General features: G+C 53.8%; 16 protein-coding genes and 5 pseudogenes. 16 read left to right on the top strand and 5 right to left on the bottom strand.

Features of this window, described 5'->3' with window-relative positions:
• Positions 1 to 72: 72 nt before the first annotated feature.
• Complete coding sequence (locus tag EJ997_RS04940; protein ID WP_206501828.1) at positions 73 to 1,155, top strand: LCP family protein; 1,083 nt, start codon at positions 73 to 75, stop codon at positions 1,153 to 1,155.
• Positions 1,156 to 1,356: 201 nt separating this feature from the next.
• Here the strand turns inward: EJ997_RS04940 and EJ997_RS04935 are convergent.
• Positions 1,357 to 2,573, bottom strand: a pseudogene (locus EJ997_RS04935) (IS256 family transposase); the annotation flags it as partial.
• 118 nt (positions 2,574 to 2,691) lie between these two features.
• Here EJ997_RS04935 and EJ997_RS04930 point away from each other — a divergent pair.
• From EJ997_RS04930 to EJ997_RS04910, 5 genes and pseudogenes are all read left to right on the top strand, one after another.
• Positions 2,692 to 3,186, top strand: a pseudogene (locus EJ997_RS04930) (DDE-type integrase/transposase/recombinase); the annotation flags it as partial.
• 98 nt (positions 3,187 to 3,284) lie between these two features.
• Entirely contained in the window at positions 3,285 to 4,634 is a 1,350-nt protein-coding gene (locus EJ997_RS04925) for an IS30 family transposase (RefSeq protein WP_456071327.1), read from the top strand.
• Between the two features lie 4 nt (positions 4,635 to 4,638).
• Positions 4,639 to 4,932: pseudogene (locus EJ997_RS04920) on the top strand (integrase core domain-containing protein); the annotation flags it as partial.
• 106 nt (positions 4,933 to 5,038) lie between these two features.
• Positions 5,039 to 5,212: pseudogene (locus EJ997_RS04915) on the top strand (DDE-type integrase/transposase/recombinase); the annotation flags it as partial.
• A 125-nt stretch (positions 5,213 to 5,337) separates the two neighbouring features.
• Positions 5,338 to 6,593 (top strand): IS3 family transposase gene (locus EJ997_RS04910; protein WP_126703589.1). Its coding sequence is split into 2 segments (ribosomal slippage): positions 5,338 to 5,608 and positions 5,608 to 6,593, totalling 1,257 coding nucleotides; the frame shifts between segments, so codons are not numbered across the junction.
• 82 nt (positions 6,594 to 6,675) lie between these two features.
• Here the strand turns inward: EJ997_RS04910 and istB are convergent.
• The 4 genes and pseudogenes from istB to EJ997_RS04890 all read right to left on the bottom strand — a co-directional run bounded on the left by istB (position 6,676) and on the right by EJ997_RS04890 (position 8,650).
• Positions 6,676 to 7,404, bottom strand: a complete 729-nt coding sequence (gene istB / locus EJ997_RS04905) for an IS21-like element helper ATPase IstB (RefSeq protein WP_206501827.1) — start codon at positions 7,402 to 7,404, stop codon at positions 6,676 to 6,678.
• Positions 7,401 to 7,760 (bottom strand): hypothetical protein, encoded by a 360-nt coding sequence (locus tag EJ997_RS04900; protein WP_126703588.1) that lies wholly within the window; start codon positions 7,758 to 7,760, stop codon positions 7,401 to 7,403. The genes istB and EJ997_RS04900 overlap by 4 nt, the downstream gene beginning before the upstream one ends.
• Before the next feature lie 544 nt (positions 7,761 to 8,304).
• Positions 8,305 to 8,421: pseudogene (locus EJ997_RS14055) on the bottom strand (IS3-like element ISAar45 family transposase); the annotation flags it as partial.
• Positions 8,408 to 8,650, bottom strand: a complete 243-nt coding sequence (locus EJ997_RS04890) for a transposase (protein ID WP_126703586.1) — start codon at positions 8,648 to 8,650, stop codon at positions 8,408 to 8,410. The pseudogene EJ997_RS14055 and the gene EJ997_RS04890, both read right to left, overlap by 14 nt.
• Before the next feature lie 175 nt (positions 8,651 to 8,825).
• On the opposite strand from EJ997_RS04890, the gene EJ997_RS04885 reads away from it, so the two are divergent.
• From EJ997_RS04885 to EJ997_RS04840, 10 genes are all read left to right on the top strand, one after another.
• On the top strand, positions 8,826 to 10,748 hold the full coding sequence (locus tag EJ997_RS04885) for a nucleoside-diphosphate sugar epimerase/dehydratase (RefSeq protein WP_126703585.1): 1,923 nt from the start codon (positions 8,826 to 8,828) through the stop codon (positions 10,746 to 10,748).
• Positions 10,745 to 12,757, top strand: coding sequence for an NAD-dependent epimerase/dehydratase family protein (locus EJ997_RS04880; RefSeq protein ID WP_126703584.1), 2,013 nt, complete (start codon positions 10,745 to 10,747; stop codon positions 12,755 to 12,757). The genes EJ997_RS04885 and EJ997_RS04880 overlap by 4 nt, the downstream gene beginning before the upstream one ends.
• Positions 12,754 to 13,995 (top strand): glycosyltransferase family 4 protein, encoded by a 1,242-nt coding sequence (locus tag EJ997_RS04875; protein WP_126703583.1) that lies wholly within the window; start codon positions 12,754 to 12,756, stop codon positions 13,993 to 13,995. Before EJ997_RS04880 ends, EJ997_RS04875 begins: the two co-directional genes overlap by 4 nt.
• Before the next feature lie 226 nt (positions 13,996 to 14,221).
• Positions 14,222 to 15,253 carry a polysaccharide biosynthesis protein gene (locus tag EJ997_RS04870; protein WP_126703582.1) on the top strand — a complete coding sequence of 344 codons (1,032 nt, stop codon included), beginning with the start codon at positions 14,222 to 14,224 and terminating at the stop codon, positions 15,251 to 15,253.
• Positions 15,250 to 16,377 carry a polysaccharide biosynthesis C-terminal domain-containing protein gene (locus tag EJ997_RS04865; protein ID WP_126703581.1) on the top strand — a complete coding sequence of 376 codons (1,128 nt, stop codon included), beginning with the start codon at positions 15,250 to 15,252 and terminating at the stop codon, positions 16,375 to 16,377. The genes EJ997_RS04870 and EJ997_RS04865 overlap by 4 nt, the downstream gene beginning before the upstream one ends.
• A 1-nt stretch (position 16,378) precedes the next feature.
• A complete protein-coding gene (wecB, locus tag EJ997_RS04860) occupies positions 16,379 to 17,521 on the top strand; it encodes a non-hydrolyzing UDP-N-acetylglucosamine 2-epimerase (RefSeq protein ID WP_126703580.1) in 1,143 nt (380 codons plus the stop codon).
• An 866-nt stretch (positions 17,522 to 18,387) separates the two neighbouring features.
• Positions 18,388 to 18,903, top strand: coding sequence for a glycosyltransferase (locus EJ997_RS04855; RefSeq protein WP_126703579.1), 516 nt, complete (start codon positions 18,388 to 18,390; stop codon positions 18,901 to 18,903).
• Between the two features lie 583 nt (positions 18,904 to 19,486).
• Complete coding sequence (locus EJ997_RS04850) at positions 19,487 to 20,218, top strand: hypothetical protein (RefSeq protein WP_126703578.1); 732 nt, start codon at positions 19,487 to 19,489, stop codon at positions 20,216 to 20,218.
• A gap of 205 nt (positions 20,219 to 20,423) precedes the next feature.
• Positions 20,424 to 21,668, top strand: a complete 1,245-nt coding sequence (locus EJ997_RS14050; RefSeq protein ID WP_407644343.1) for a glycosyltransferase family 4 protein — start codon at positions 20,424 to 20,426, stop codon at positions 21,666 to 21,668.
• Positions 21,658 to 22,893, top strand: a complete 1,236-nt coding sequence (locus EJ997_RS04840) for a polysaccharide pyruvyl transferase family protein (protein WP_164719803.1) — start codon at positions 21,658 to 21,660, stop codon at positions 22,891 to 22,893. Before EJ997_RS14050 ends, EJ997_RS04840 begins: the two co-directional genes overlap by 11 nt.
• The last annotated feature ends 33 nt before the right edge of the window (positions 22,894 to 22,926 follow it).

Raw genomic sequence — 22,926 nt, 5'->3', positions numbered from 1 at the left:
TGGCTATACCGGGCTATCCTTGGAATCGGACTCGCACGGCTATGGTGCGTGAATGACAGGCAAGGTTTAAGTGTGACTGAGAATCAACAGGTCGATGTAGACAAGAAGAAGCCCAGGAAGAAGATGTCGACGGGTAAGAAGGCCGGTATCTTCATTCTCGTTACTGTTCTTGTCCTGGCTGCCGGTGTCGTTGGCTTCGGCTGGTGGGTCCAGCGTCACCTCGACGGAATGATCGAACGTATTGACGATCCGTTTGGGGAGATCTCGAGCAGGCCAGAGATTCCGGATGAGGTTATCCAGAAAGCTGAAGAGGAAGACAAGGACCTCCCGGTCAATATCCTTGTTCTCGGTTCAGACTCGAGAATCTCCGCAGGAGATCCCAGTCAATGGCAGGTGGGAGCGCAGCGCACCGATGCCATCATGCTCATGCACATCTCAGGAGACCGTGAGAGTGTCTCCGTTGTATCCATACCGCGAGATACTTGGGTAGACATCCCAGGATGGGGTGAGGGAAAGATCAATGCAGCATTCTCCTACGGTGGTCCCTCTCTTATGATCCAAACAGTTGAAGAATTAACAGATGTTCGTATTGACCATTTTGCTGTCACAGATTTCGATTCCTTCTCGGCCATGACAGATGCACTTGGGGGAGTGAGGATCACCCTGAACTCTCCACTCAGTGTTCCTGGCGGAACACTCGACGCAGGTGAACACCGCCTAAATGGTGAACAGGCCCTGAGTTATGTTCGTCAGCGGTATGGCCTGAGCGGGGGAGACTTCTCTCGTGTGCAGCGCCAACAGAACTGGATGCGCTCCATCATGCGCGAAGTATTCGATCAGAACATCTTGAGCGACCTTGGCAAACTCACTAACTTCATCGAGACGGTAGCGGGCTCCGTGTCACTTGATGAAGGGTTTACCATCGGAGAGATCCGAGACCTCGCGTACTCGGCACGCAACATCCGTCCCGGCAACGTTTATTTTGTGACTGCTCCCCACAATGGAACGGGTTGGTCGAATGATGGTCAGTCGATTGTCTTTTACGACGAGGTGAACGGCGGCAAGCTCTTCGACGCGATCAAGAATGATGAAGCCGTGGAGTATCTCGAGACGAACCCGATGGGCGTAGCTATGCTCCCATCAACCCCGGAGTAGGTTCTGTCTCGACCTGAGAGTACGCATTGAACTGGTGCACTTGACCAGTACGCTTGCCGATCTCAAATAAAATGTGGATCGCAAAATAGGGGCAACGGTGGTCAAGTTCCTTCTTGTGGTGTAGCTTTTTTCGGCTTGGTTAGGCGGTGAGGAAGAGTTCGTTCTTGCCGTCTGGGTCCAGGCTGGGGGTTTGGGGTTGGTGAGGATGTGGGGCAGGCGTTGCATGGGGACTTCGGAGAAGTAGCGTCGTTCGGCGTAGAGCCCATTCCTCGTGTTGTTCTCGCAGGACAGCACCAACCAGGCGGCTGACACTGCCTGTGTCGGGGAAGATCTGGACCACGTCCGAGCGTCGTTTGATTTCCCGGTTGAGACGTTCGATGGGGTTGTTAGACCAGATCTTTTGCCAGTGCTCGCGTGGCGTGTCAGCAAACACGGTCAGCTCAGTCTCAGCCGCTTCAAGCATGGCCCCGACCTCGGGAAAGGAACGAGCCACAGTCTCGGTCACGGCCCGGTATTGGGCTCTAACAGCCTCGGGGGTGGTCTGGGCAAAGATAGTCGAGACCAGAGCGTTGATCGGCTTAGAGTGGCCAGAACCCACTTTCTGGGTGATGTTGCGGGCGAAGTGGACCCGACATCGTTGCCAGGCAGCACCGGGCACGATCGCTTTGACCGCGGCTTTCAACCTGGCGTGAGCATCAGAGGTCACCACCGCCACTCCACGCGGGTCCCCATCGCTGGCAACTTTCAGGCCACGTTCGCGCAGGGAGCGTAGGAACTCGGTCCAAAAGTCGGTGGTCTCGCTGTCACCCAGTGCCATGCCAAGGATCTCACGCCTGCCTTCAATGCTAACCCCGGTAGCAACGACCTTGGGAGACCACACGGCCGCGTTTACGCACGTCAAGGTAGGTTGCGTCCAGGAACAGGTAGGGGAACCACGTATGGTCCAAGCCCCTGCCTAAGAACTCGGTGACGGCCTCGTCAATCTCGGCACAGATCCGGGACACCGTGGATTTGGAGATCCCGGACTCGTTACCGAGGGCTTTGATCAGGTGGTCGACTTTCCGGGTGGAGACACCATCGATCCAGGCCTGACAGATCACCGCGTACAGTGCCTTGTCGACTCGTCTGCGTGGGGACAGCAGGGCGGGGAAGAATGATCCCTGGCGGAGTTTGGGGATCTGGACATCAACCTCACCCGCCGCGGTCGCGATGGTTTTGGTGGGGGTGCCGTTACGGTGGGTGACCCGGTCCGGGGTGCGTTCGTGAGGGCCAGCCCCGATCTTCGCGGTTGCTTCAGCATCGATCAGATCTTGTAGCCCGGCCTGTAACAGCCGGCGGAACACATCATCATGAGCAAGACCAGGATCAGTTAGGACTTCAGAAATCAGGGTCGTCAAGGCAGACTGGTATTGAGTCATCGTGGGATGTCACTTTCTTGTATCTTCGTCGGTTCAATTGAGTCTCCCACGATGACTCCCCACCACACTTCAGGCCCGGCAGTCCCGCAGGAATTTACACCACACTAAGGGACACACCCAGACGCATCTGATCGGTGTCCTCCATGAGCTACACGACAAGGATCCTGAGGGCGGCTACCGGGTCCTTGCTGATGACCTGGCAGGCCTGGGCTATACGGTTTCCGAACGACGCGTGTGGCGCCTGTGTCACATTGCAGGAATCCGTTCCACCATCGCGGTTCGCAAGCGCAAGCACACCCCGTCCGGCCCGCCAGCACACGATGACCTCGTCCGTCGACAGTTCAGAGCTGAGGCCCCTGATTTACTATGGCTGACCGACATTACCGAGCACCCCACCAGGGAAGGGAAACTGTATTTATGTGCGATCAAGGATACGTTCAGCAACGAGATCGTCGGCTACTCAATTGATTCCAGGATGACAGCTGATCTTGCGGTCAATGCCCTGAACATGGCACTGACACACCGCGGCAAACCTGAGGGTGTTGTGATCCATAGCGACAGAGGTTCACAGGGTGGATTCAATTGGTTGTCGCAACACCTTGACCGTGGAGGTGGTCAGCAGTGGCGACGAAGTTCTGGTCTGCGAAGACGAGCGAGGTTCCTGAGGGGGCGCGGCGGCAGTGGCGTGCGGATCGAGCGTTGCGTCCGCCGATGCGCTCGCCTGGGCGGCCTGAGCCGTCGCGGGCGGTGCAGCGGCAGTTCTGGCGTCTGATCGCGACGGGTATCAACACGGCCGAGGCGGCTCTGAAAGTGGGCGTGTCCGTGCCGGTGGGGAGCCGCTGGTTTCGCCATGCTGGCGGTATGCCACCGATTTCATTGGCCGAGCCCACCGGCCGTTTCCTGTCGTTTGAGGAACGTGAGGAGATCGCGTTGCTGCGCGCCAAAGATAAAGGCGTGCGGGAGATCGCCCGCGAGCTGGGGCGTGACCCTGGCACGATCTCCCGAGAGCTGCGCCGCAACGCCGCCACCCGGAGCGGGAAGCAGGAGTATCGGGCGTTGGTGGCGCAGTGGAAGGCGCAGCAGGCGGCGAGGCGCCCGAAGGCCGCGAAACTCGTCACGAACGACCAGTTGCGCGAATACGTGCAGGAACGACTTGCCGGGACCGTCCGCCGTCCCGATGGGAGCGTGGTCGAGGGGCCGACGCCGCCTGCGTGGAAGGGGCTGAACAAGCCGCATCGGGCTGACCGGCGATGGTCGCTGGCCTGGAGTCCTGAGCAGATCTCTCACCGGTTGAAGATCGATTTCCCCGATGATAGATCTATGCGTATCAGTCATGAGGCGATCTACCAGTCGCTGTTCATCGAGGGCCGTGGCGCGCTCAAACGGGAGTTGGTCGCGTGCCTGCGCACTGGGCGGGCACTACGCCAGCCCAGGGAGCGTTCACGGAACAAACCGCAGGGGCACGTTACCGAGGACGTCGTGCTCTCGAAGCGGCCGGCGGAGGCCGCTGATCGCGCAGTTCCCGGGCACTGGGAGGGCGATCTGATCATCGGCACGGGCCGGTCCGCGATCGGCACACTCATCGAGCGCTCCAGCCGCTCCACGCTGCTGGTACACCTGCCCCGGCTGGAGGGGTGGGGCAAGACACCAGTGGTGAAGAACGGGGCCGCGCTTGGAGGCTACGGCGCTGTCGCGATGAACACCGCGCTAGCCTCATCGGTCACGGCCCTACCGATCCAGCTGCGCAAAACGCTGACCTGGGACCGTGGGAAAGAACTCTCCGGGCACGCGCAGTTCACCCTCGAAACCGGCACGAGGGTGTTCTTCGCCGATCCGCACTCGCCGTGGCAGCGACCCACGAACGAGAACACCAATGGTCTGCTGCGGCAGTACTTCCCGAAGGGTACTGACTTGTCGCGGTGGTCGGCCGAGGATCTCGAAGCGGTGGCCCTCGCGCTTAATAACAGACCCCGCAAAGTCCTCGGCTGGAGAACCCCGGCAGAGGTATTCGCCGAGCAGCTACAATCGCTTCAACAACCCAGTGTTGCATCGACCAGTTGAACCCGCCCAGTTCCGTTCCAAGGATTTCCTCAACGCTCTGGCGGACAACAACCTGTGTGGGTCGATGGGACAAGTCGGGGCGGCTGGTGATAATGCGGCCATGGAATCTTTCTTTGCGCTGCTGCAGAAGAATGTCCTGGACCGCCAGGTCTGGGACACCCGCCACGAGCTTCGGCTAGCAATCGTGTCCTGGATCGAAGGGATCTATCACCGTAAGCGTCGTCAGCGGGCCTTAGGCAAGCTGACACCGATCGAATTCATGACCATAATGAAACCAGCCGCCAACTCGGCGGCATGAAACACCGGAGTCAACCAAACCATCAGCACTCCCGACCACGGTTCCTGACGAGCAGGCCCATGTCTTTACTGACCATGTCGAGCGCGACTTCGACCCAGAGTCCCATGAACCCGGGGAAGTCTTGGTTGGTGACATCACCTACCTACGGACCGGGCAGGGCTGGCTCTACCTGGCGACCGTGGTCGATCTGGCAACCCGGATGGTGATCGGCTGGCAGATCGCCGACCACATGCGTGCCAGCCTCGTTATCGACGCTCTTAAGATGGCTCGGGTTCAGGGCGGGGCCCGGGTCTGAGCGATCTTTCTGTGTTTCGTCAAGTTGGTGTGGGCCAAAAGATCGTTAAGAAGTATGAACCGTCTTCGGTTTCTTGCCGTTGTTTTGTGAGTCTGAGAGAGAATGGATTTATGCCCAGACGCATTCCTGAAGAAACGAAACAACGCGCGATCCGCTTGGTCTTGAACCATCTTGATGAGTACGCGAATCTGACCGAGGCCTGTGTGAAGATCGGCGGGCAGCTCGGGATCGGCAAAGAATCCCTACGCCGCTGGGTCCGCCAAGCCCAGATCGATGGCGGACAACGCGATGGCACCCCCTCTGAGGTCCTGGACGAGAATAGACGCTTGCGTAAAGAGATCCGGGAGCTGGAAGAGGCTAACAGTATTTTGCGCGACGCAGCGGTTTTCTTCGCGGGGGAACTCGGCCCCCGATCCCGATGATCGTTGCTTTCATCGACACCCAACGCAGTAAGGGCCACCGAGTCACCCAGATCTGCGACGTCCTCACGGGCCAGGGTCTGCGGGTCAGTGCACGGACCTACCGGTCCTGGAAAACTGCCTCGCCCAGCCAACGCGACCTCGATGATGCGATTATCATCGACGCTCTCCTGGCCACGGTGGGCACGCCCGAAGGGATGTATGGCAGACGGAAAATGGTGGCCTATCTGCGCCGCCGCGGACTGGTTGTCTCAGCCCGGCGGGTCGACCGGTTGATGGGCGATCTAGGAATGAATGGCCGCGTCCGCGGACGCGGGGTACGCACCACGATCCCTGATCGTAGTGCCGCGCGGGCTCCTGACCTGGTAGAGCGCGACTTCACCGCGCCCGCCCCGAATGAGCGGTGGGTTGCTGATTTCACTTACGTGCGCACCTGGGCCGGCTTCGTCTACGTCGCCTTTGTCATTGATTGCTTCTCCCGCGCGATCGTGGGCTGGCATGCCTCAGCGTCAATGACCACACCCCTGGTGGCCAACGCGCTGCGGATGGGATTGTGGCGACGTGACCAGGCAGGATGCCCCGCAGGCAAAGGATTAATACATCACAGCGATGCCGGAGCTCAATTTACATCGGTAAGCTTTGCCGAGACTTTGGCCATGGAAGGCATCGCCGCGTCAATCGGATCTATCGGCGATGCCTACGACAACTCGCTGGCTGAGTCCACGATCGGCCTGTACAAAACCGAGGCCATCCGAGATGATTCACCCTTCCGGAGCGGTCCTCTCAAGCAGCTCGAGGACGTCGAATGGGCTACGGCGCAGTGGGTTGATTGGTACAACACCACGCGCCTGCACTCCCGCATCGATGACCTCACGCCCGATGAATATGAATACCTCTACTACGCTAACCTAGAAACGCCCGCCCACCCGGAGCTGGCACCCGTATAACACCGGCAAGAAACCGAAGACGGTTCAGTAGGCCATTTCGTCTGTGGGTTGGGCCGTTTGGGCGGCTTGACTTTTGGTTATTTCATGAGGGCGTTTTTACTCGGTAGGACTCTCCTCGGAATTGGAGGAGGCGGCCGTGGTGGACGAGTCGGTCGATGACGGCGGCTGCCATGTTGTCGTCGCCGAATACGGTGCCCCAGCGGGAGAATTCCAGGTTGGTGGGGATGACGAGGCTGCGTTTTTCGTAGCCGTTGGTGATGACCTGGAATAACAGGCGTGCTCCTTCGGTGTCGATGGGCAGGTAGCCGAGCTCGTCGATCACGATGAGCTGGTTCTTGGCGATCGAGGCGAGTTCTTTGTCGAGCCGGTCATCGTCTTTGGCTCTGCGTAGGGCCATGACCAGGGCTGAGGTGGTGTAGAACCGGGCTGGGATCCCTTGCTGGCAGGCGGCGGCAACGGGGGCGCTTGCCATATGGGTTTTCCCGGTTCCTACGTCTCCGTATAAGACAAGGTCTTGGGCGTGGGTGATGAAGTCCAGGGATTCTAGGGCTTGTCTGCCGTAGTCGGTGGGAAAGTGGACGGCACTGTAGTCATAGCCGGTTAAGGATTTCAGGGCGGGTAGTCGTGCGGCTTTCAGTAAGCGCCTGCGGCGGGAGTCTTGTCGTGATTCGTGTTCAGCGACAAGGATTTGGTGCAGGTATTCACGTTGTTTGGGTGTGCCTTTATGGACCCATTCTTCTAACACGCTCGTGGTCAGAGACGTGTTACGGCCCGCGGCGAGGACGTCATCAACAGTGGCAGGTTGGTTCATGCCACGACCCCTTCCACGTCCTGAAGGTCAACAAGCCCCGTACCGGAAGTACTCTCACTACCGTCACTATCAGGACCATCGCAACTGGCACCACTACTTGCGGATCTGGTGCTGGGGTCTTGCCGATCGTTGCCGTTGCTGTTGGTGTTTGGGGTGGTGGGGCGGGTGGTGAGGGTGTCGTAGATGGTGGGGTCAACGTCCACTGCGGCTGGTTCGCTGCCTTGTGCCAGGCGCCGGGCGAGCATGGAGAGCATCCCGGTGTCGGGGTCGTCCCCGGCGCTGATGAGGATATCGGCGGCTTGGATTGCGGTGGTGAAGTTGGTGGGCCCGGTGGCATTATCCACGGCTGTGAACAAGCGTCGTCGGTCGATGGCACTGGCCTGGTCAAGCCAGTCTCGTACCGGGTCTGAGACCAAGGGTCGTAACTGGGATTGGGTCCATGCCCCGGGCTTGGCGATCAGGTGTGGTACCAGGGAAGCGGGGTCGAAGATGGTGTCGGGGTGTGTGCCAAAGGCGCGGGGGAAGACCCGGATTGGGTGTGCGTGTTCGTCGAGGGGGAGTGCTGATGGTTTGGTTGACTCCGGTGTTTCATGCCGCCGAGTTGGCGGCTGGTTTCATTATGGTCATGAATTCGATCGGTGTCAGCTTGCCTAAGGCCCGCTGACGACGCTTACGGTGATAGATCCCTTCGATCCAGGACACGATTGCTAGCCGAAGCTCGTGGCGGGTGTCCCAGACCTGGCGGTCCAGGCGAGCGCATCGGCGGACGCAACGCTCGATCCGCACGCCACTGCCGCCGCGCCCCCTCAGGAACCTCGCTCGTCTTCGCAGACCAGAACTTCGTCGCCACTGCTGACCACCTCCACGGTCAAGGTGTTGCGACAACCAATTGAATCCACCCTGTGAACCTCTGTCGCTATGGATCACAACACCCTCAGGTTTGCCGCGGTGTGTCAGTGCCATGTTCAGGGCATTGACCGCAAGATCAGCTGTCATCCTGGAATCAATTGAGTAGCCGACGAACTTCTTCTTCCAGCTCTACCAGTCGTACCTGATCAGCAGGTGACAAATCCTTGACCGGTTCTGGATTTTCCATCCGATACTTCGCAACCCAATGACCCAACGTCCCAGCATTAATCTGCAACTCCCGAGCAACATCAATAATTTGTCGTTCGTTTTGTACAACCAGCTGGACTACCTCAGCCTTAAACTGCGGACTAAACTTCCGCCGTGATCCCTTTGCCATGTCCCTGATCCTCTCCCATTAAGAGAAACTGTCCAAGAACCTTGATACACCCCAAATTCTAGTTAGTCTCCATATGTGCTCGGTAGAGCTTACTGGTGATGTGATGTGTCATTAGTTAATACTTATTGGTATTGTCCGACCCTGTGATTACACTGAGAGGGTGGCAGATCGAAATATGAACGACATTGAGTCCAGCGGCAAATTTCCGGATGGTGCGGCGTTCGAGCGGCTTCACGAGTTGCCGCTCCGCTTAAAGGTAGCGATGCTGCTCTCTGCAGATGCTTTAGCCTGGCTCCTTGCCCTCGTGACTGTGATGATCCTGCGATATGACTTTGGGCTGACGGACAGCCAATGGTCCTGGGCGGTCGGCTACACGCTCATCGCTATCGCTATTCAGTCAGTGGTGAGTGTCTTCCTGAACTTTGTGCGGGGAAGAAACCGTGTTGCCAGCTTCGATGAAGTAGTTGCTGCCGCGGGTATCGTCGCGATCCTCATTTTCCCTCTGGGTCTCTTAATTTCGACCCTTGTCACTGATCTGCCACGAGCTCTTGCCGTCGTTATGCCTCCTCTGGCTTTTATCTTTATGGGCGCGGTGAGGGGGCTCTACCGCATCCTTGTCACTCGGGCCAAGATTAACGAGAACGGGAAGGAATCTGCCTCGCCGGCGATTGTCTACGGCGCGGGGGAAGCTGGTCGCCAGGTCGCACAACTCGTCGATCATGCGGATGAATCCCCGTACCGTATTCTCGGATTCGTCGATGACAGTCCAGGTAAGCAGATGCTTCGAGTACGCGACTACCGGGTGATTGGAACGGGTGCCGATCTCATCAAGATTGCTACTGAAACCAATGCTAAAACCGTCATCCTTGCGGTAACGAAAGCATCGGCCAGCATGATTCAGCGCATCGCCCGCGAATGTGCTGACCACGGCCTCGAGTTCGTCGTTATCCCACCTGTCAGGGAAATGATCGGCGGACGCATGAGCCTTGACCGGCTACGCCACTTCAATGTTGCAGATCTGCTTGGACGCCGCCCGATCTCGACCGACGTCCGGTCCATCGCGGACTACGTGATGGGTAAGCGCGTGCTTGTTACTGGTGCCGGAGGATCGATCGGATCTGAGCTCGCACGACAACTGAATCGACTCGGACCTTCGAAGCTCTTGCTGATGGATCGGGATGAGTCGGAACTCCATGCAGTGAGACTGTCGATTGATGGCGACGGGCTACTTGATACCGATGACTTGGTGCTCTGTGATATTCGCGAACGGGATGCGCTCGATGCGATATTTGAACATCATAAGCCTGAGGTTGTCTTCCATGCTGCAGCGCTGAAGCATCTCCCCTTGCTCGAGCGATACCCACTTGAAGGGTGGAAGACCAACACGCTCGGTACGAGAAATGTTCTTGCCGCGGCCCGTCAACATGGTGTTGAGCACTTCGTCAACGTCTCGACTGATAAAGCGGCTGACGCCACCAGTGTTCTTGGAATGACGAAGCGGCTCGCTGAGCGGCTTACTTCGTGGCATGCCCAAGACAGCGGGTTCAAGTACCTTTCGGTGCGCTTCGGCAATGTGCTGGGTTCCCGTGGCTCAGTTCTCTATACTTTCAGGGCTCAGATTGAACGAGGTGGCCCCATCACGGTGACTGATCCGGACGTCACTCGTTACTTCATGACGATCCCTGAGGCCTGTGAACTGGTGTTGCAGGCTGGAGCCATTGGTCGTCCGGGGGATGTTCTGGTGCTCGATATGGGGGAGCCCGTCAAGATTGTTGATGTCGCAGAACGTCTCATTGCAGAGTCCGGCAAGGAAATTGAGGTTCACTTCACCGGACTCCGTAAAGGCGAAAAGCTTCATGAGGTGCTGTTTAGCACGTCGGAGAATAGTAATGAGAGTGCCCATTCACTTATCCGAACAGTGAGCGTTCCTAGCCTCTCTCCCGCAGACATACCAGAGCGCCCGAAAAATAGAGAGACAATTCACGATCTCCTGGGCGAAGAGGTCCGGTCAGTGGAAACCCCCAACGCGTCGGACGAGAAGTATGGGACTTCTATAGATCCTGAGACCACGGTGTCTAAAGGTCCTAGGCGAGCATGAACCCGGGAGTCTGGCTAGGAGTTGTAGTGGCCGGCATAATGTCGGCACTGTCTCCGTTCCTCGTTAAGCCCGTACTTGTGAGAGCCGGAATCGTGGATTTTCCAAATGAGCGCTCATCACATACAGTTCCAACGATTCGTGGCGGGGGAGTTGCACCACTTTTGGGGTTTATCGTCGGGGGTCCCCTGGTCCTTTTAGCTGTCGACGGGGAGGGCAGAGCGCAACTCACGGTAGCGCTTGCGGCGGCTTTAATTATCGCCCTACTAGGATTGGTTGAGGATTATAGAGGTCTCCCAATCACAATACGCGCGGGTACCCAATTAATCGTCGGCGGCGGGCTTGCTATATTCGCTTCTCCGAATATCGAATACGGATTGAGCTGGTTGCCAATCCTTATAGTGGGCTTTGCTGCGAATGTTAACTTCACTAATTTTATGGATGGGATAAACGGTATATCAAGTCTTCACGGACTTGTTGCAGGCGTATCCTTCGCAGTGATTGGAGCCATCAGCGAGGTTATGGAAGTTACGGTATTAGGTCTCTTGACCGCCGTGACGTTCTTTCCATTTCTTCCTTGGAATCTCGCCCGCGGAAAGTTGTTTCTTGGTGACGTGGGGAGCTATCTTCTTGGAGCGATCCTAGGTGCGACAATAATTGTTGCTATGGGTAATGGCATACCCTTAGTTGCCGCACTCGCACCGCTCACGATCTACTGGGCCGATGCGGTGTCTGTAATATTCAGGCGGCTGTTCCGTGGGGAACCGGTATTTAAACCTCATCGCACACATGCTTACCAGAGGCTTACTTTAACCGGACTATCGCATGTGGAGGTTGCGGTGATCGTCGCTGCGTTTACAGCAGCCAGTGGGTCGGTCGGTGGTTTGACGGCGAGCTCCAGAATTGGATGGCTGGCTGGGGCAGTGTTGCTGCTCGCTATTTCTATTTTCTATCTCCTATTGCCACGCCTTCGTGGCGATGAGTTTCCAAGCCAAAGACTCTCATCCTTAAAGGACATCCCGATGCCGAAGGTACTTATGGGCGAGTCGTCCTGGAATCCTTCCGTTTGGGTTGTAGTGGGTGCATCGGGATTCGTTGGTGGCGCGTTAGTGCGGTACCTAGAGGAACAGGGTGAAGAAGTTCGATGTGTGTCAGCGCCCAGGCTTCGCCTCGACCCGCGGATTAACGATGGGTTTGAAGTTCTGCAAGAAGCGTCAATTAGCGAATTAGTTAATAACTTGAGCGATGAATTTCGCGGGGCGGACGTCGTGGTGAATGCGGCGGGCATGGCTACGCCTGATGGTGGGCACAGCGCCGAGATTTACGGCGCTAATTCTCTTCTGCCAGTCGTGGTAGCAAATGCGGCAATGAAGGCAGGCGTTGGTCGCTTAATCCATTTGAGTTCAGCTGCGGTCCAAGGTAATAAGGCTACGCTTGACGAGTCATTGCTCGTGAAGCCTTTTTCTCCTTACTCACGTTCAAAAGCACTGGGGGAGCGAGCGGTGTTGGCGTTCCAAAATATGTCCACTCAACGGGATGAAAGGCTCGGGATCATCTCGATCCGTGCAACCTCAGTTCAAGGTCAAGGTCGACCCACAACTGAGAGGCTTCGACGACTTGCGTCGTCTCGATTCTCGAGTGTGGCTAGTCCCGGAAACCAGCCGAGTATTGTCAGCAGCGTCAACGGTCTTGCAAGGTATGTCCGTCAAGTTGGTAGGCACTGCGGTGAATTACCGGTTATTGCCTTGCAACCATGGGAGGGTCTCTCTGTGATGGACGTACTACAGCTCGTTAGTGGGCGCCCACCCGTATTGTTGCCGCGCGCACTATGCAGAGGATTCATCAAGTTCACGAATGGTGTGGGCATAGTGGCGCCGGGATTTTTGGGCCTAAGTCGAAGATTGGAAGTTATGTGGTTCGGACAAAAACAGGTACTGGACGGTTTTTTACACCCTAAAGTTCCCGATACTCAACTGATCAAAGCTGTTCTATTTGCGGAGGACTCGGTATGAGAATCGGAATGCTCTCGCAGTGGTACGACCCTGAAACGGGTCCTGCGGCCTTGCCAGGAGTTTATGCTCGCGAATTTACACGGCTGGGGCATGACGTTAGTGTTTTAACTGGTTTCCCGAACTATCCGGAAGGGCGGCTATACCCCGGGTATAGGATGCGAGCCAGGACTCGTGAGTCTCTGGGGAATGTTCAGCTAACCCGAGTACCCTTGTATCCAAACCATAGTAGATCTGCCGTTGGTCGAGCCGTCAATTATTCAAGTTTTAGCCTCACCTCGTCGTTATTTGCAGGGGATGCTCTCCGAGATATAGATGCAATGTGGGTTTATAATTCGCCGGTCACGGTGGCGTTGCCCATGTTGATTCACAGTCGGCTCGGTAGGATACCGGTCTTTCTCCACGTTCAAGACCTATGGCCCGACTCGCTCGTGGACAGCGGTATGTTTCGTGACGGTCGAGTTGGAGATGTTATTACTCGGCTTATTTCGTATATAGTTCGGCTAATGGAGCGCAGAGCTGCAGTTATCGGAGTAATTTCTAAGGGCGTCCGAGATTTAATTCTTGAGCGTAATCCACGGGTAGACCCTTCGAGAATTGTTTATGTACCGAACCCAACGAACGAGGACCTCTTTCGCCCCTCTCGTTTGATTCGGGTTGAAGAGGGTATTGAGCTGGACAAGGACAAGATGAACGTAATGTATGCGGGCGCTATTGGAGATGTTCAAGGATTCGATACGCTTATTGAGGCAGCTTCAATGTTGAGCTCCAGAGCAGATATAAAGTTCACGATTGTGGGAGATGGAATTAAGAAGAGGGAGCTAGAGGCTAAGGCCCGAAAGCTAGGTCTTGACAATATTGAGTTCCTGGGTCGAGTGCCACAATCGCAAGTCCCTACCTTGATGGCGAAAGCACATATTCATTTAGTTAGTCTGGCGGCAAACGATTTTCTGCGATTTACGACGCCAAGCAAAATTCCATCCTTGCTCGCTTCGGAAGTCCCGATTATCGCTCAAATTGAAGGTGATGGAGCAAGAATGATTGAGGCATCGGGTGCCGGAAAGGTGGTCGCTCCAGGGGATGCAGCGGCACTAGCTGACACGGTCCAGCAGATTTCGGATTTGAGCGAACTAGAGCGAAATATGCTGGCTGCAAGCGGTCGAGAATATTACGAACAGAACCTTTCGGCTAAATCAGCGGGTTTGAAGATTATTGAAGCTATGGAAGTGACTCAAAATTGAGGGAGCCTTCTTCAGTTAAGCGGAGGTATGAGTTGCTCCATTAGCTATCGATTCCGTGGTAAGGAGTGGTCTTTAAGGAAAGCTGGCGGCCCGATCTGTAGTTTATTAACAGGTACGGGATAATTATCTACGGAGCCCAGTAACCCAGTAGAGAATAATTTTCGGGGTGTTTTGGAGCCCCGGGTAGCATCAGGATAGAAGAGCTTAGCAAAGGGTAGTTTAAACAATGAGTAAAATTTCGGGTTCGAAAGTTGCAATTACGGGCGGCACAGGTTCGTTTGGCTCGACAATGGCGACACATCTGCTTGAGCGTGGGGCGGATCAGGTCAACATCGTCAGTCGTGACGAAGCAAAACAGGATGAAATGCGGCGACGATTTAGTGACGAACGACTTAGGTTCTTCATTGGAGACGTTAGAGATGAATCAAGTGTTGCGCCTGCGATGCGCGGGGTTGATTTTGCGTTTCATGCAGCGGCTCTGAAGCAAGTGCCGTCCTGCGAGTTCTTTCCTGAGCAGGCCGTACTTACTAACGTCACAGGTAGCCTAAACGTAATGCAAGCTGCTGTCCGTGCTGGCGTCAAATCTCTGGTATGCCTTAGTACTGACAAAGCGGTTTACCCTGTTAATGCAATGGGCATGTCCAAAGCCTTGATGGAGAAGACCGCTCAAGCATTCGCGCGTAACAATCCTGAGTCAGAGATGACTATCTCGATTACGAGATACGGTAACGTGATGTACTCTCGCGGCTCTGTAATCCCGCTGTTTGTAGACCAGGTTCGCAAAGGAGAGCCACTGACGTTGACGGATCCCACTATGACGCGCTTCCTCATGTCGTTGGCGGATTCTGTGGACCTTGTCGATCATGCATTTAGTAACGCGGCACCGGGCGACCTTTTCGTAAAGAAGGCGCCGGCATCTACTGTTGAAGTCCTGGCACGTGCGGTAGCGAGTCTTCTTGGTAATAATGATCCAGAAATCAATGTGATCGGTTCCCGCCACGGGGAGAAGCTACACGAAACGTTGCTTAGCCGGGAGGAGATTGTTAAAGCGTCAGATGAGGGGGAGTATTTCCGCGTTCCTCTCGATGCACGGTCACTTCAGTATGAGCTTTATTTTGATGAGGGTAAGACAACGATCTCTCGAACTGATGACTATACTTCTGAGAACACCTACCGACTTTCAATCGAAGAAACTAAAAAACTTCTAATGCGCCTCCCCGAGATCCAGCAACTTGTGAGGGAGGAGCCGTCAGCATGACTGAGATTAATAAATTGCAGACAACGGGAGGGCATGAGGTAGCCCTTACGGGCGCCAGAGGCTTTCTAGGTTGGCACGCAAAGGTCGCACTTCGGGAATCGAACACGTTCGCACGGGAAATTCCGGTTGGTACGAACTTTGATCTTAAATCGGCGACCAATGCTGTTACTGGTGTATCGCGGCTAATTCACATTGCGGGAGTAAACCGCGCGACTGATAACGAAGTGCAGGACGGCAATGTTCTGTTCGCTAAACAGATTGCAGAAGCCCTTCGAAACTCTGAATCGCCACCTTCAGTCATTGCTTATGCAAACTCATCGCAGGCTGGGAACGGAACTGTTTATGGAGAGGCTAAGGCAAAGGCAGGCGATATTCTAGCCAGCGTAGCTTCCGAGCTGGACCTTAAGTACGTGGACCTGCGACTCCCCAACCTCTTTGGTGAACATGGTCGACCTTTCTACAATGCGGTTACGGCCACCTTCTCGCACCTTCTTGCCCGTGGAGAAGCCCCGACTGTGGAGCACGATAAGCAACTTACACTGCTTCATGCTCAGAATGCGGCGGATCTTCTCACGGGTGCAGCAAGTGAAGAATCGCAATCCGCGCTCGAGATAAAAGAGACAGTGTCTGGTCTATTGAGTCGACTGACGGGATTTGCCGATATTTATCAAACTGGCGAGATTCCAGATATTACCAATAGGTTTGACCGAGACCTCTTCAATACCTATCGATCGTTTACTTTTGATTCGTTAACTCCTATTAGTTTGGCACGACATGCAGACAATCGGGGTGCTTTTTTCGAAATTATTCGATCCCATGGAGGAAGCGGTCAGTCGTCGTTTTCTACCACGGTTCCAGGGATTACGAGAGGGGACCATTTTCATCGCCGAAAGGTTGAAAGGTTTACTGTCCTCGCCGGACAGGCAACAATCGCAATGCGACGACTTTTCACCGAAGAAGTGCACACATTTGAGGTCACAGGAGATACACCAATGGCAATTGATATGCCAACCATGTGGGCCCATAAGATTACCAATACCGGGGACGATTTGTTATATACGTCCTTCTGGACGAACGATATTTTCGATCCAGTTAATCCAGATACGATCGCCGAAAGGGTTTGAAATGAGCGGACGTTTAAAGGTTGTTACCGTAGTCGGAACTAGGCCTGAAATTATCCGGCTTTCTAGAATTATTGCCGCCCTCGAGGAGCACACTAATCACATTTTGGTTCATACTGGGCAAAACTACGATTATGAACTGAACGAGATCTTCTTTGAAGATCTCGGTATGCGTCGGCCTGATCATTTCCTCAACGTTGACACAAGCTCACTTGGTGCGACATTGGGCGATGTCCTACGGGGGACTGAGCAGGTCCTTCTTCGGGAGATGCCAGACGCCGTGGTAGTACTTGGAGACACTAACTCATGCATTTCTGCAGTCATGGCAAAAAGGATGCATATTCCTGTTTACCATCTCGAAGCAGGAAACCGGTCTTTTGATCCAAATGTCCCAGAGGAAATTAATCGTCACTTAGTGGACCACGTTGCTGATTACAATTTGGTCTATACAGAGCACTCTAGAAGGAACCTACTGGCCGAAGGTTTGCACCCCTCGCGCGTGATCCATATGGGATCCCCCATGCGAGAAGTGCTCGATTATTACGCACAGCGTATCGAAGAGTCTGATGTATTGGAACGTTTGGGGTTGGTCGAGGGGCACTACTTGGTAGCGTCGATCCACAGGGAAGAGAATGTAGACTCGCCCGAAAGACTACAGTCCGTCCTGGAATCGTTGGCAGCTGTTGCCATCGACCAAGAAGTACCAATGTTAGTTTCCACGCATCCCCGTACCCGTAAACGCATCGAACAGTACCGACTTCACGCCAGTGCTGATCTTGTTCTGCATAAGCCGCTGGGTTTCAGTGACTACGTTCGGCTCCAGAAAGCTGCACGTTGTGTTGTCTCTGATTCCGGCACAATTTCTGAAGAATCGACCATTTTGGGCTTCCCTGCCGTGACCATGCGCGATGCGATTGAACGGCCCGAGGCCATTGACACTGGCGGGATTATTACCACTGGACTGAATCCCGAAGATGTAGTGGATGCTGTGCGAATCACGATAGCTCAACATGACGCGACTGGTGAGGCAGGTGCGCCGGGCGACTACCATGTGATTGACTCCGCGCGCCGTGTAATTAACCTGATTAGATCGACGGCAGGAACGCACCACGTTCGTACGAATATTCGCCGTCCGAAGGCGGAATAACGAACTTACTGTTGCGACCTAGTTATGAACGGAACAGATATGAGCGACAATCAAATTGGGAAAAAGCCACCCTCAGCACCACGCGCGGCGACGTCTGAACCGGCTGCATGGCAAGAAAACAGTGATTCCTCTTGCCATAAAGATATCTCTTTATTATTCATTGGGGGCATGTTCGAAGGCGCTTCGCAAGAATGGGTGGTAGCCAACTCGAAGGGCAACATACAAAACGCCGCGAACGTCCTGCAATGGAATTTGATACGCGGATTTTCGGAGCACCTCGGCACCAGATTGCATCTTCTTTCGTCACTTTTTATAGGTGCTTTCCCCAGCAGGTTTCGGCGCGTCATAATTCCTTCAGCTCGCTTAGATACGCCTGGTCGAAGTGGGGAGCAGGTAGGCTTCCTTAACCTTCCGATGTTAAAGCATATATCTAGGGCACGCCGACTACGAAAACCACAAATCCAATGGCTGGCTGACAGCGGTCAGCGTTCCGCTGTGATAGCGTACTCATTCACTTACTCAATGTTAGCGTCGCTCAAAGCTGTAAAGGAGAAGTCCCCCGGTACGATAACTTGCCTAATCGTACCGGACCTCCCCGAGTATATGAATCTCTCGGGGGAGTCAAGTTTTCTGTACTCGACGGTGAAGCGTGTTGTTACCAAAAGACTATACAAATGGCTCGACGAGGTAGATTGCTTTGTCCTTTTAACGGAGCAAATGGCGGAGTATCTGCGCCTCGAGAAACCGTATGTGGTGGTGGAGGGAGTATCTACGGTCGGTATGGAAGCAAGACAGTATCGGGAGCCGATGGATGTAGCAACTAGCACCACTATCCTCTATTCAGGGGGTTAAATGTCGAATATGGAATCGAATCTCTTCTGGAAGCATTTTCATTGATTCCGGATCCAAACGCATTGCTGATCCTCTGCGGGGTTGGGGACGCCGAATCTACAATTCAGCGATACAGCGATATCGATCATCGAATTCGTTTCCTCGGTCAAATTCCCCGTGATGAGGTGATGGAGCTCCAGTCTCGGGCTACCGTCTTAGTTAATCCGCGAACGAACAACAGCGAATATACGAAGTATTCCTTCCCGTCTAAGCTGATGGAATACCTCTCTGCAGGAGTTCCGGTTGTTGCCCACGAGCTACCTGGAGTACCAGTTGAGTATGCCAATTATATTTTCTATACCAAGGAACAGACACCTGCAGGTCTAGCAGATAAACTGATCGAAGTCTGTAGTATGGATCCGGCCATTCGCAGAAGGCGTGCTGAGGCCGCAAGGACCTGGGTTCAAACCCAAAAAGATCCTTATACCCAAACGGAACGAATCCTCAAACTCATGGCTTCAGTACCGTTGCCAGAGGGACTGGAAGAATAATGAAATCGTCGATCTTGCCTTTCGGCGATAGAATTCAAAACTTGGAGGCACAACGCTGTAATTCGGGCAATGGAATGCGGTTAAGGACGCCGACCAAGGTAAACAAGATTGCTGCTTCTATTCTGATCGTTCACGCTTGCTGGCCCATGATCGGGTACCAAATACCTCCATGGATGTTGGTGCTTGTCGCCGGCATTTGGCTTATATCGTGTGGGAAATTCCTAGTTCAGCCTCAGGAATGGACCCCGGATATGTTTACTGTATTAATTCTGTTCATTGCATGGATGCCATTGGTAGCTTTTGGTACGGGAGAATACGGGGGTCGGCCAACGACCGTTATCGTATACCTCGTGCTGAACTCTGTTGTCGGTATGATCATGTCCACCTATTACCTGCAATATGCTGTATCTTTACGAACTATTCGGAGCCTGTTCTGGCTTGCTCTCTCTGCCACCCTCATCGGAACGTTACAAACGGTAGTTGGTCTGATTGGGAACTCCGAGGCTGCGAGATTACTGGCTGCTGAACGATCTGTAAACGAAGCCTCCCAACTAGCGGGAATCGGGGTTTTGGATTTATATACATGTTGCCCTTTGTCGCACTTACCGCAACACTGTTTCTTCTCGATCGACGCTCTCGTCCCAACGTGCGAATTTTGGCCCTAGTTGTGTTGGCATTGGTGCTTTGGACCATCACAATTTCCAACTATACGATCGCCTTTTCTCTCACACTTGTTTCGGTGCTACTCCTCATTGGGGCTAAACGCCCCAGCGCATTGGTGTTCATTCTTTTTCTCGCATCAGTCGTCATTGCATCGTTTTCGCGCGAGCTTGGTAGGTTTATCTCTCATGTGGCTATGGAAGGTCAATTGACGCCGATTGTGTCGCAAAGACTTCTAGACTTTGGTCAGTCCCTACAGTTTGGACTAGACGGTATGACTGAGGGACGCTTGCGTTTGTATCAAACTTCATGGAACGCATTCATCGACAATCCGTTGCTTGGCGTTGAAGGCGGGGGTTATCTCTCAGGCCAATCGATTGGGCAGCACTCTAGCTGGCTCGACTTTTTGGGTGCTTTTGGACTTTGGGTCTCCGTTCCGCTACTGCTGGCAATGGCGCTCGCCTTTAGAAAGAGCTGGAGGATATTTACGTCCCCCAAGCATCGGTTGGTCCTTCTTATGTCGCTGCTTCTCTTGGGTATTTTTGGACTGCTGAATCCGATTCTCACAAATCCACAAGTCGGCTTCGGGCATTTCTTCCTTGTACCTTTGGGGTTAGCCATGAATTCCATCAGTCGTAGGGAGAGAGCTGAATAACCGTTTGATTTCGCGAAGTGTGATTTTTAGACCGTAAGCGCTTGATACTAGCCGTGCCCCGGAGACAGTGTCATATGGTGATAGTGCTATAAATATTTTAATATCCAATATTTTGTTTAGATGAAACAACTTGGCGTAAATCGAGGGAGATGGTGTGAGAGTACTCTGGTTCACTAATATCGCGATTGGCGAAGCTCCTGATCTTATGGGCTCCACAAGGAATATTTTTGGCGGTTGGCTTGATGGTATGTTCGGCCAGTTTAGCGACACTGATGGGGTGGAGGTATCTGTTGCCTTCCCCTTGAAGGATCCAGTTCCCGCGATCACAGGTGATTCGGCGACATACTACTCTTTTCGCTCAGGCCCCCTAGGACAGGAACCAGTCTCTGGCATCGTCGATAGTATCCGTGACATACTTTCCGATGCACAGCCCGATATCGTGCATGTGTTCGGCACGGAATCGCAACACGTAGTGACGGTCTTGCGACTTTGCCAGGAGCTCCGAATCCCAGCCCTGCTGCAAATGCAAGGTCTAATGGGGTCTATAACGAAACACTTTACCGGCTGGCTCCCAGACAAGGTGACACGGCGTGCAACTCTTCCCGAGAGAGTGTTGAAGAGAAGTACGCAACATCATCTGGACAACTTCCGCGCTGCAGGTGAACTCGAATCGGAAGCGCTAGGACTGGCGAAACATGTGCTAGGTCACACGACCTATGACCGTGCCTGGGCTAGTCAGGTAACACCGTCTGCGACATATCATCACGCTGAAGAGACGCTACGTCAAGTGTTCTACGGGAACGATCGTTGGTCTCCCAACTTGTGTGACCGTTACTCTCTCCTTGTCAGCCAAGCCTCGGTGCCCTATAAGGGGGCTCATATCGCAATATCTGCGATGCCAATCATACTCCGTAGTTTTCCTGACGCTGTTCTTTACATAGCAGGCCCTAATCCTGTTGGAAGTGGGTCCCTGATGCAGCGCATTCGTCGATCTGGATATGGGTGGTACCTCTCTCGTCTAATCAAAAGGTGCGCGCTGAGTGATAAGGTGAAGTTTGTCGGTGCTCTGGATCAGTCGGCCATGCGAGACCGTTATCTTCAATCTCACGTTTTCCTTTCGTGCTCATCGATTGAGAATGAATCGAATTCTGTAAGTGAGGCAAAGATTCTTGGAGTTCCTGTCGTTGCTTCGTACGTTGGTGGAGTTACTGATCGAATTAGACATGGAGTCACGGGATTCCACTATCAAGGAGATGCCCCCTACATGCTGGCGCATTTTGCCATGGAGATATTCTCCAACGACAAATTAGCCTTGAATCTAGGATCGGAAGCCAGGGCGGATGCAGTCCTGAGACATGACCGCCAGCGAAATCTAAATAGGATACTCGAGATATATCGAACAGTTCTTTTGTCGCCAGGGTATGAGTCGGAGGTTTCGAATGGTGAATAAGCCGGGTAATCTAACTGAGAATAATTCAGGGGCAGGTGCGTCTCGTCCTAAATCGGTCGGAGTTCTGACCTTAGAAGGCAACTTCAACTTTGGTAATGTATTGCAAAGCTTTGCGCTCCAGCGCTCCGTCCAGCTTCTTGGGGTGAGAACCGTTGAAGCAGTTCATGGAGTACCGATGGGACCGACCAGGTTTAGGATACAGAAGACTCGTATTGAGAATTTCATCCAAAACCCCAGTCGTTATTTGAAGCTTATTGCAAGTCGATTTATTGGCCCATTAGACGAAAATCGACAGTCCCGTGGAGCAAATATAATCCACCCGGATCGATCAGCGCAGATTTCGCGCTTCGTCAGTGAGCGGATTGCTGTTTCTTCAGCTCGCTATTTCAAGGACTCTCGTCGCGATAGTTTCGGATCAAAATATACGTTCTTTGTCGTTGGATCAGATCAAGTTTGGAATCCTGCAGCTACGAATGCTAATAGTGAATGGTTTCTCGAATTTGCCGAGCCAGAACAGCGGGTGGCTTACGCCGCGAGTATCAGCGCTCCGTCGATTCCACGGGAACTGCGAAGCAAATACCGCAAAGGCCTTCGCGGTATACCCCAGATCTCAGTGAGAGAACACCAAGGCGCAGATATTGTTGAGGAATTAATTGGACGAAGGCCCCCTGTGGTCCTGGATCCGACAATGTTGCATACAGCTGATTTCTGGGATGAACTAGCCTCGAAACCAGCATCGCTAGAGAATAAGAACTATGTATTATTCTTCCATTTAAAGGATGGTGATGATCGGTCCGGCGGTGAGTCTGTTGTTTTGCGACGCTCCAACATTGTTGAGGAGTACGCCACCCGGAATGGGCTAGAAATTATCGATATCTATGATCCAGTTGACCCGCAACTACTAGCTATCGGGCCACTGGAATTCATCGGTGCCATTAGGAACGCCAGACTTGTCGTGACTGATTCATTCCATGCAGCAGCATTTTCGACGATATTCCACACTCCTTTCCTACTGGAGGAGAGGGGGAATATGAATTCACGATTCGAGACCCTTCTTGATCACATCGGGCTGAATAACCGTATGCTTAACGAAATTGTTGACGTTGAATCAGCCTTAGATGTTGACTGGGAATCCGTAGACGAACGACTCGCAGACCGTCGTCGAGATTCCCTGGCTTTCCTAGCAGGTGCACTTGGCCTAACTCCCCCTGGTGAATGCAAATAATTTGCAAACATCCAATACACATCTCAATCCGGG

The organism is Flaviflexus ciconiae, from assembly GCF_003971195.1.
GTDB lineage: Bacteria > Actinomycetota > Actinomycetes > Actinomycetales > Actinomycetaceae > Flaviflexus > Flaviflexus ciconiae.
This window is presented reverse-complemented; position numbering and strand designations above follow the sequence as displayed.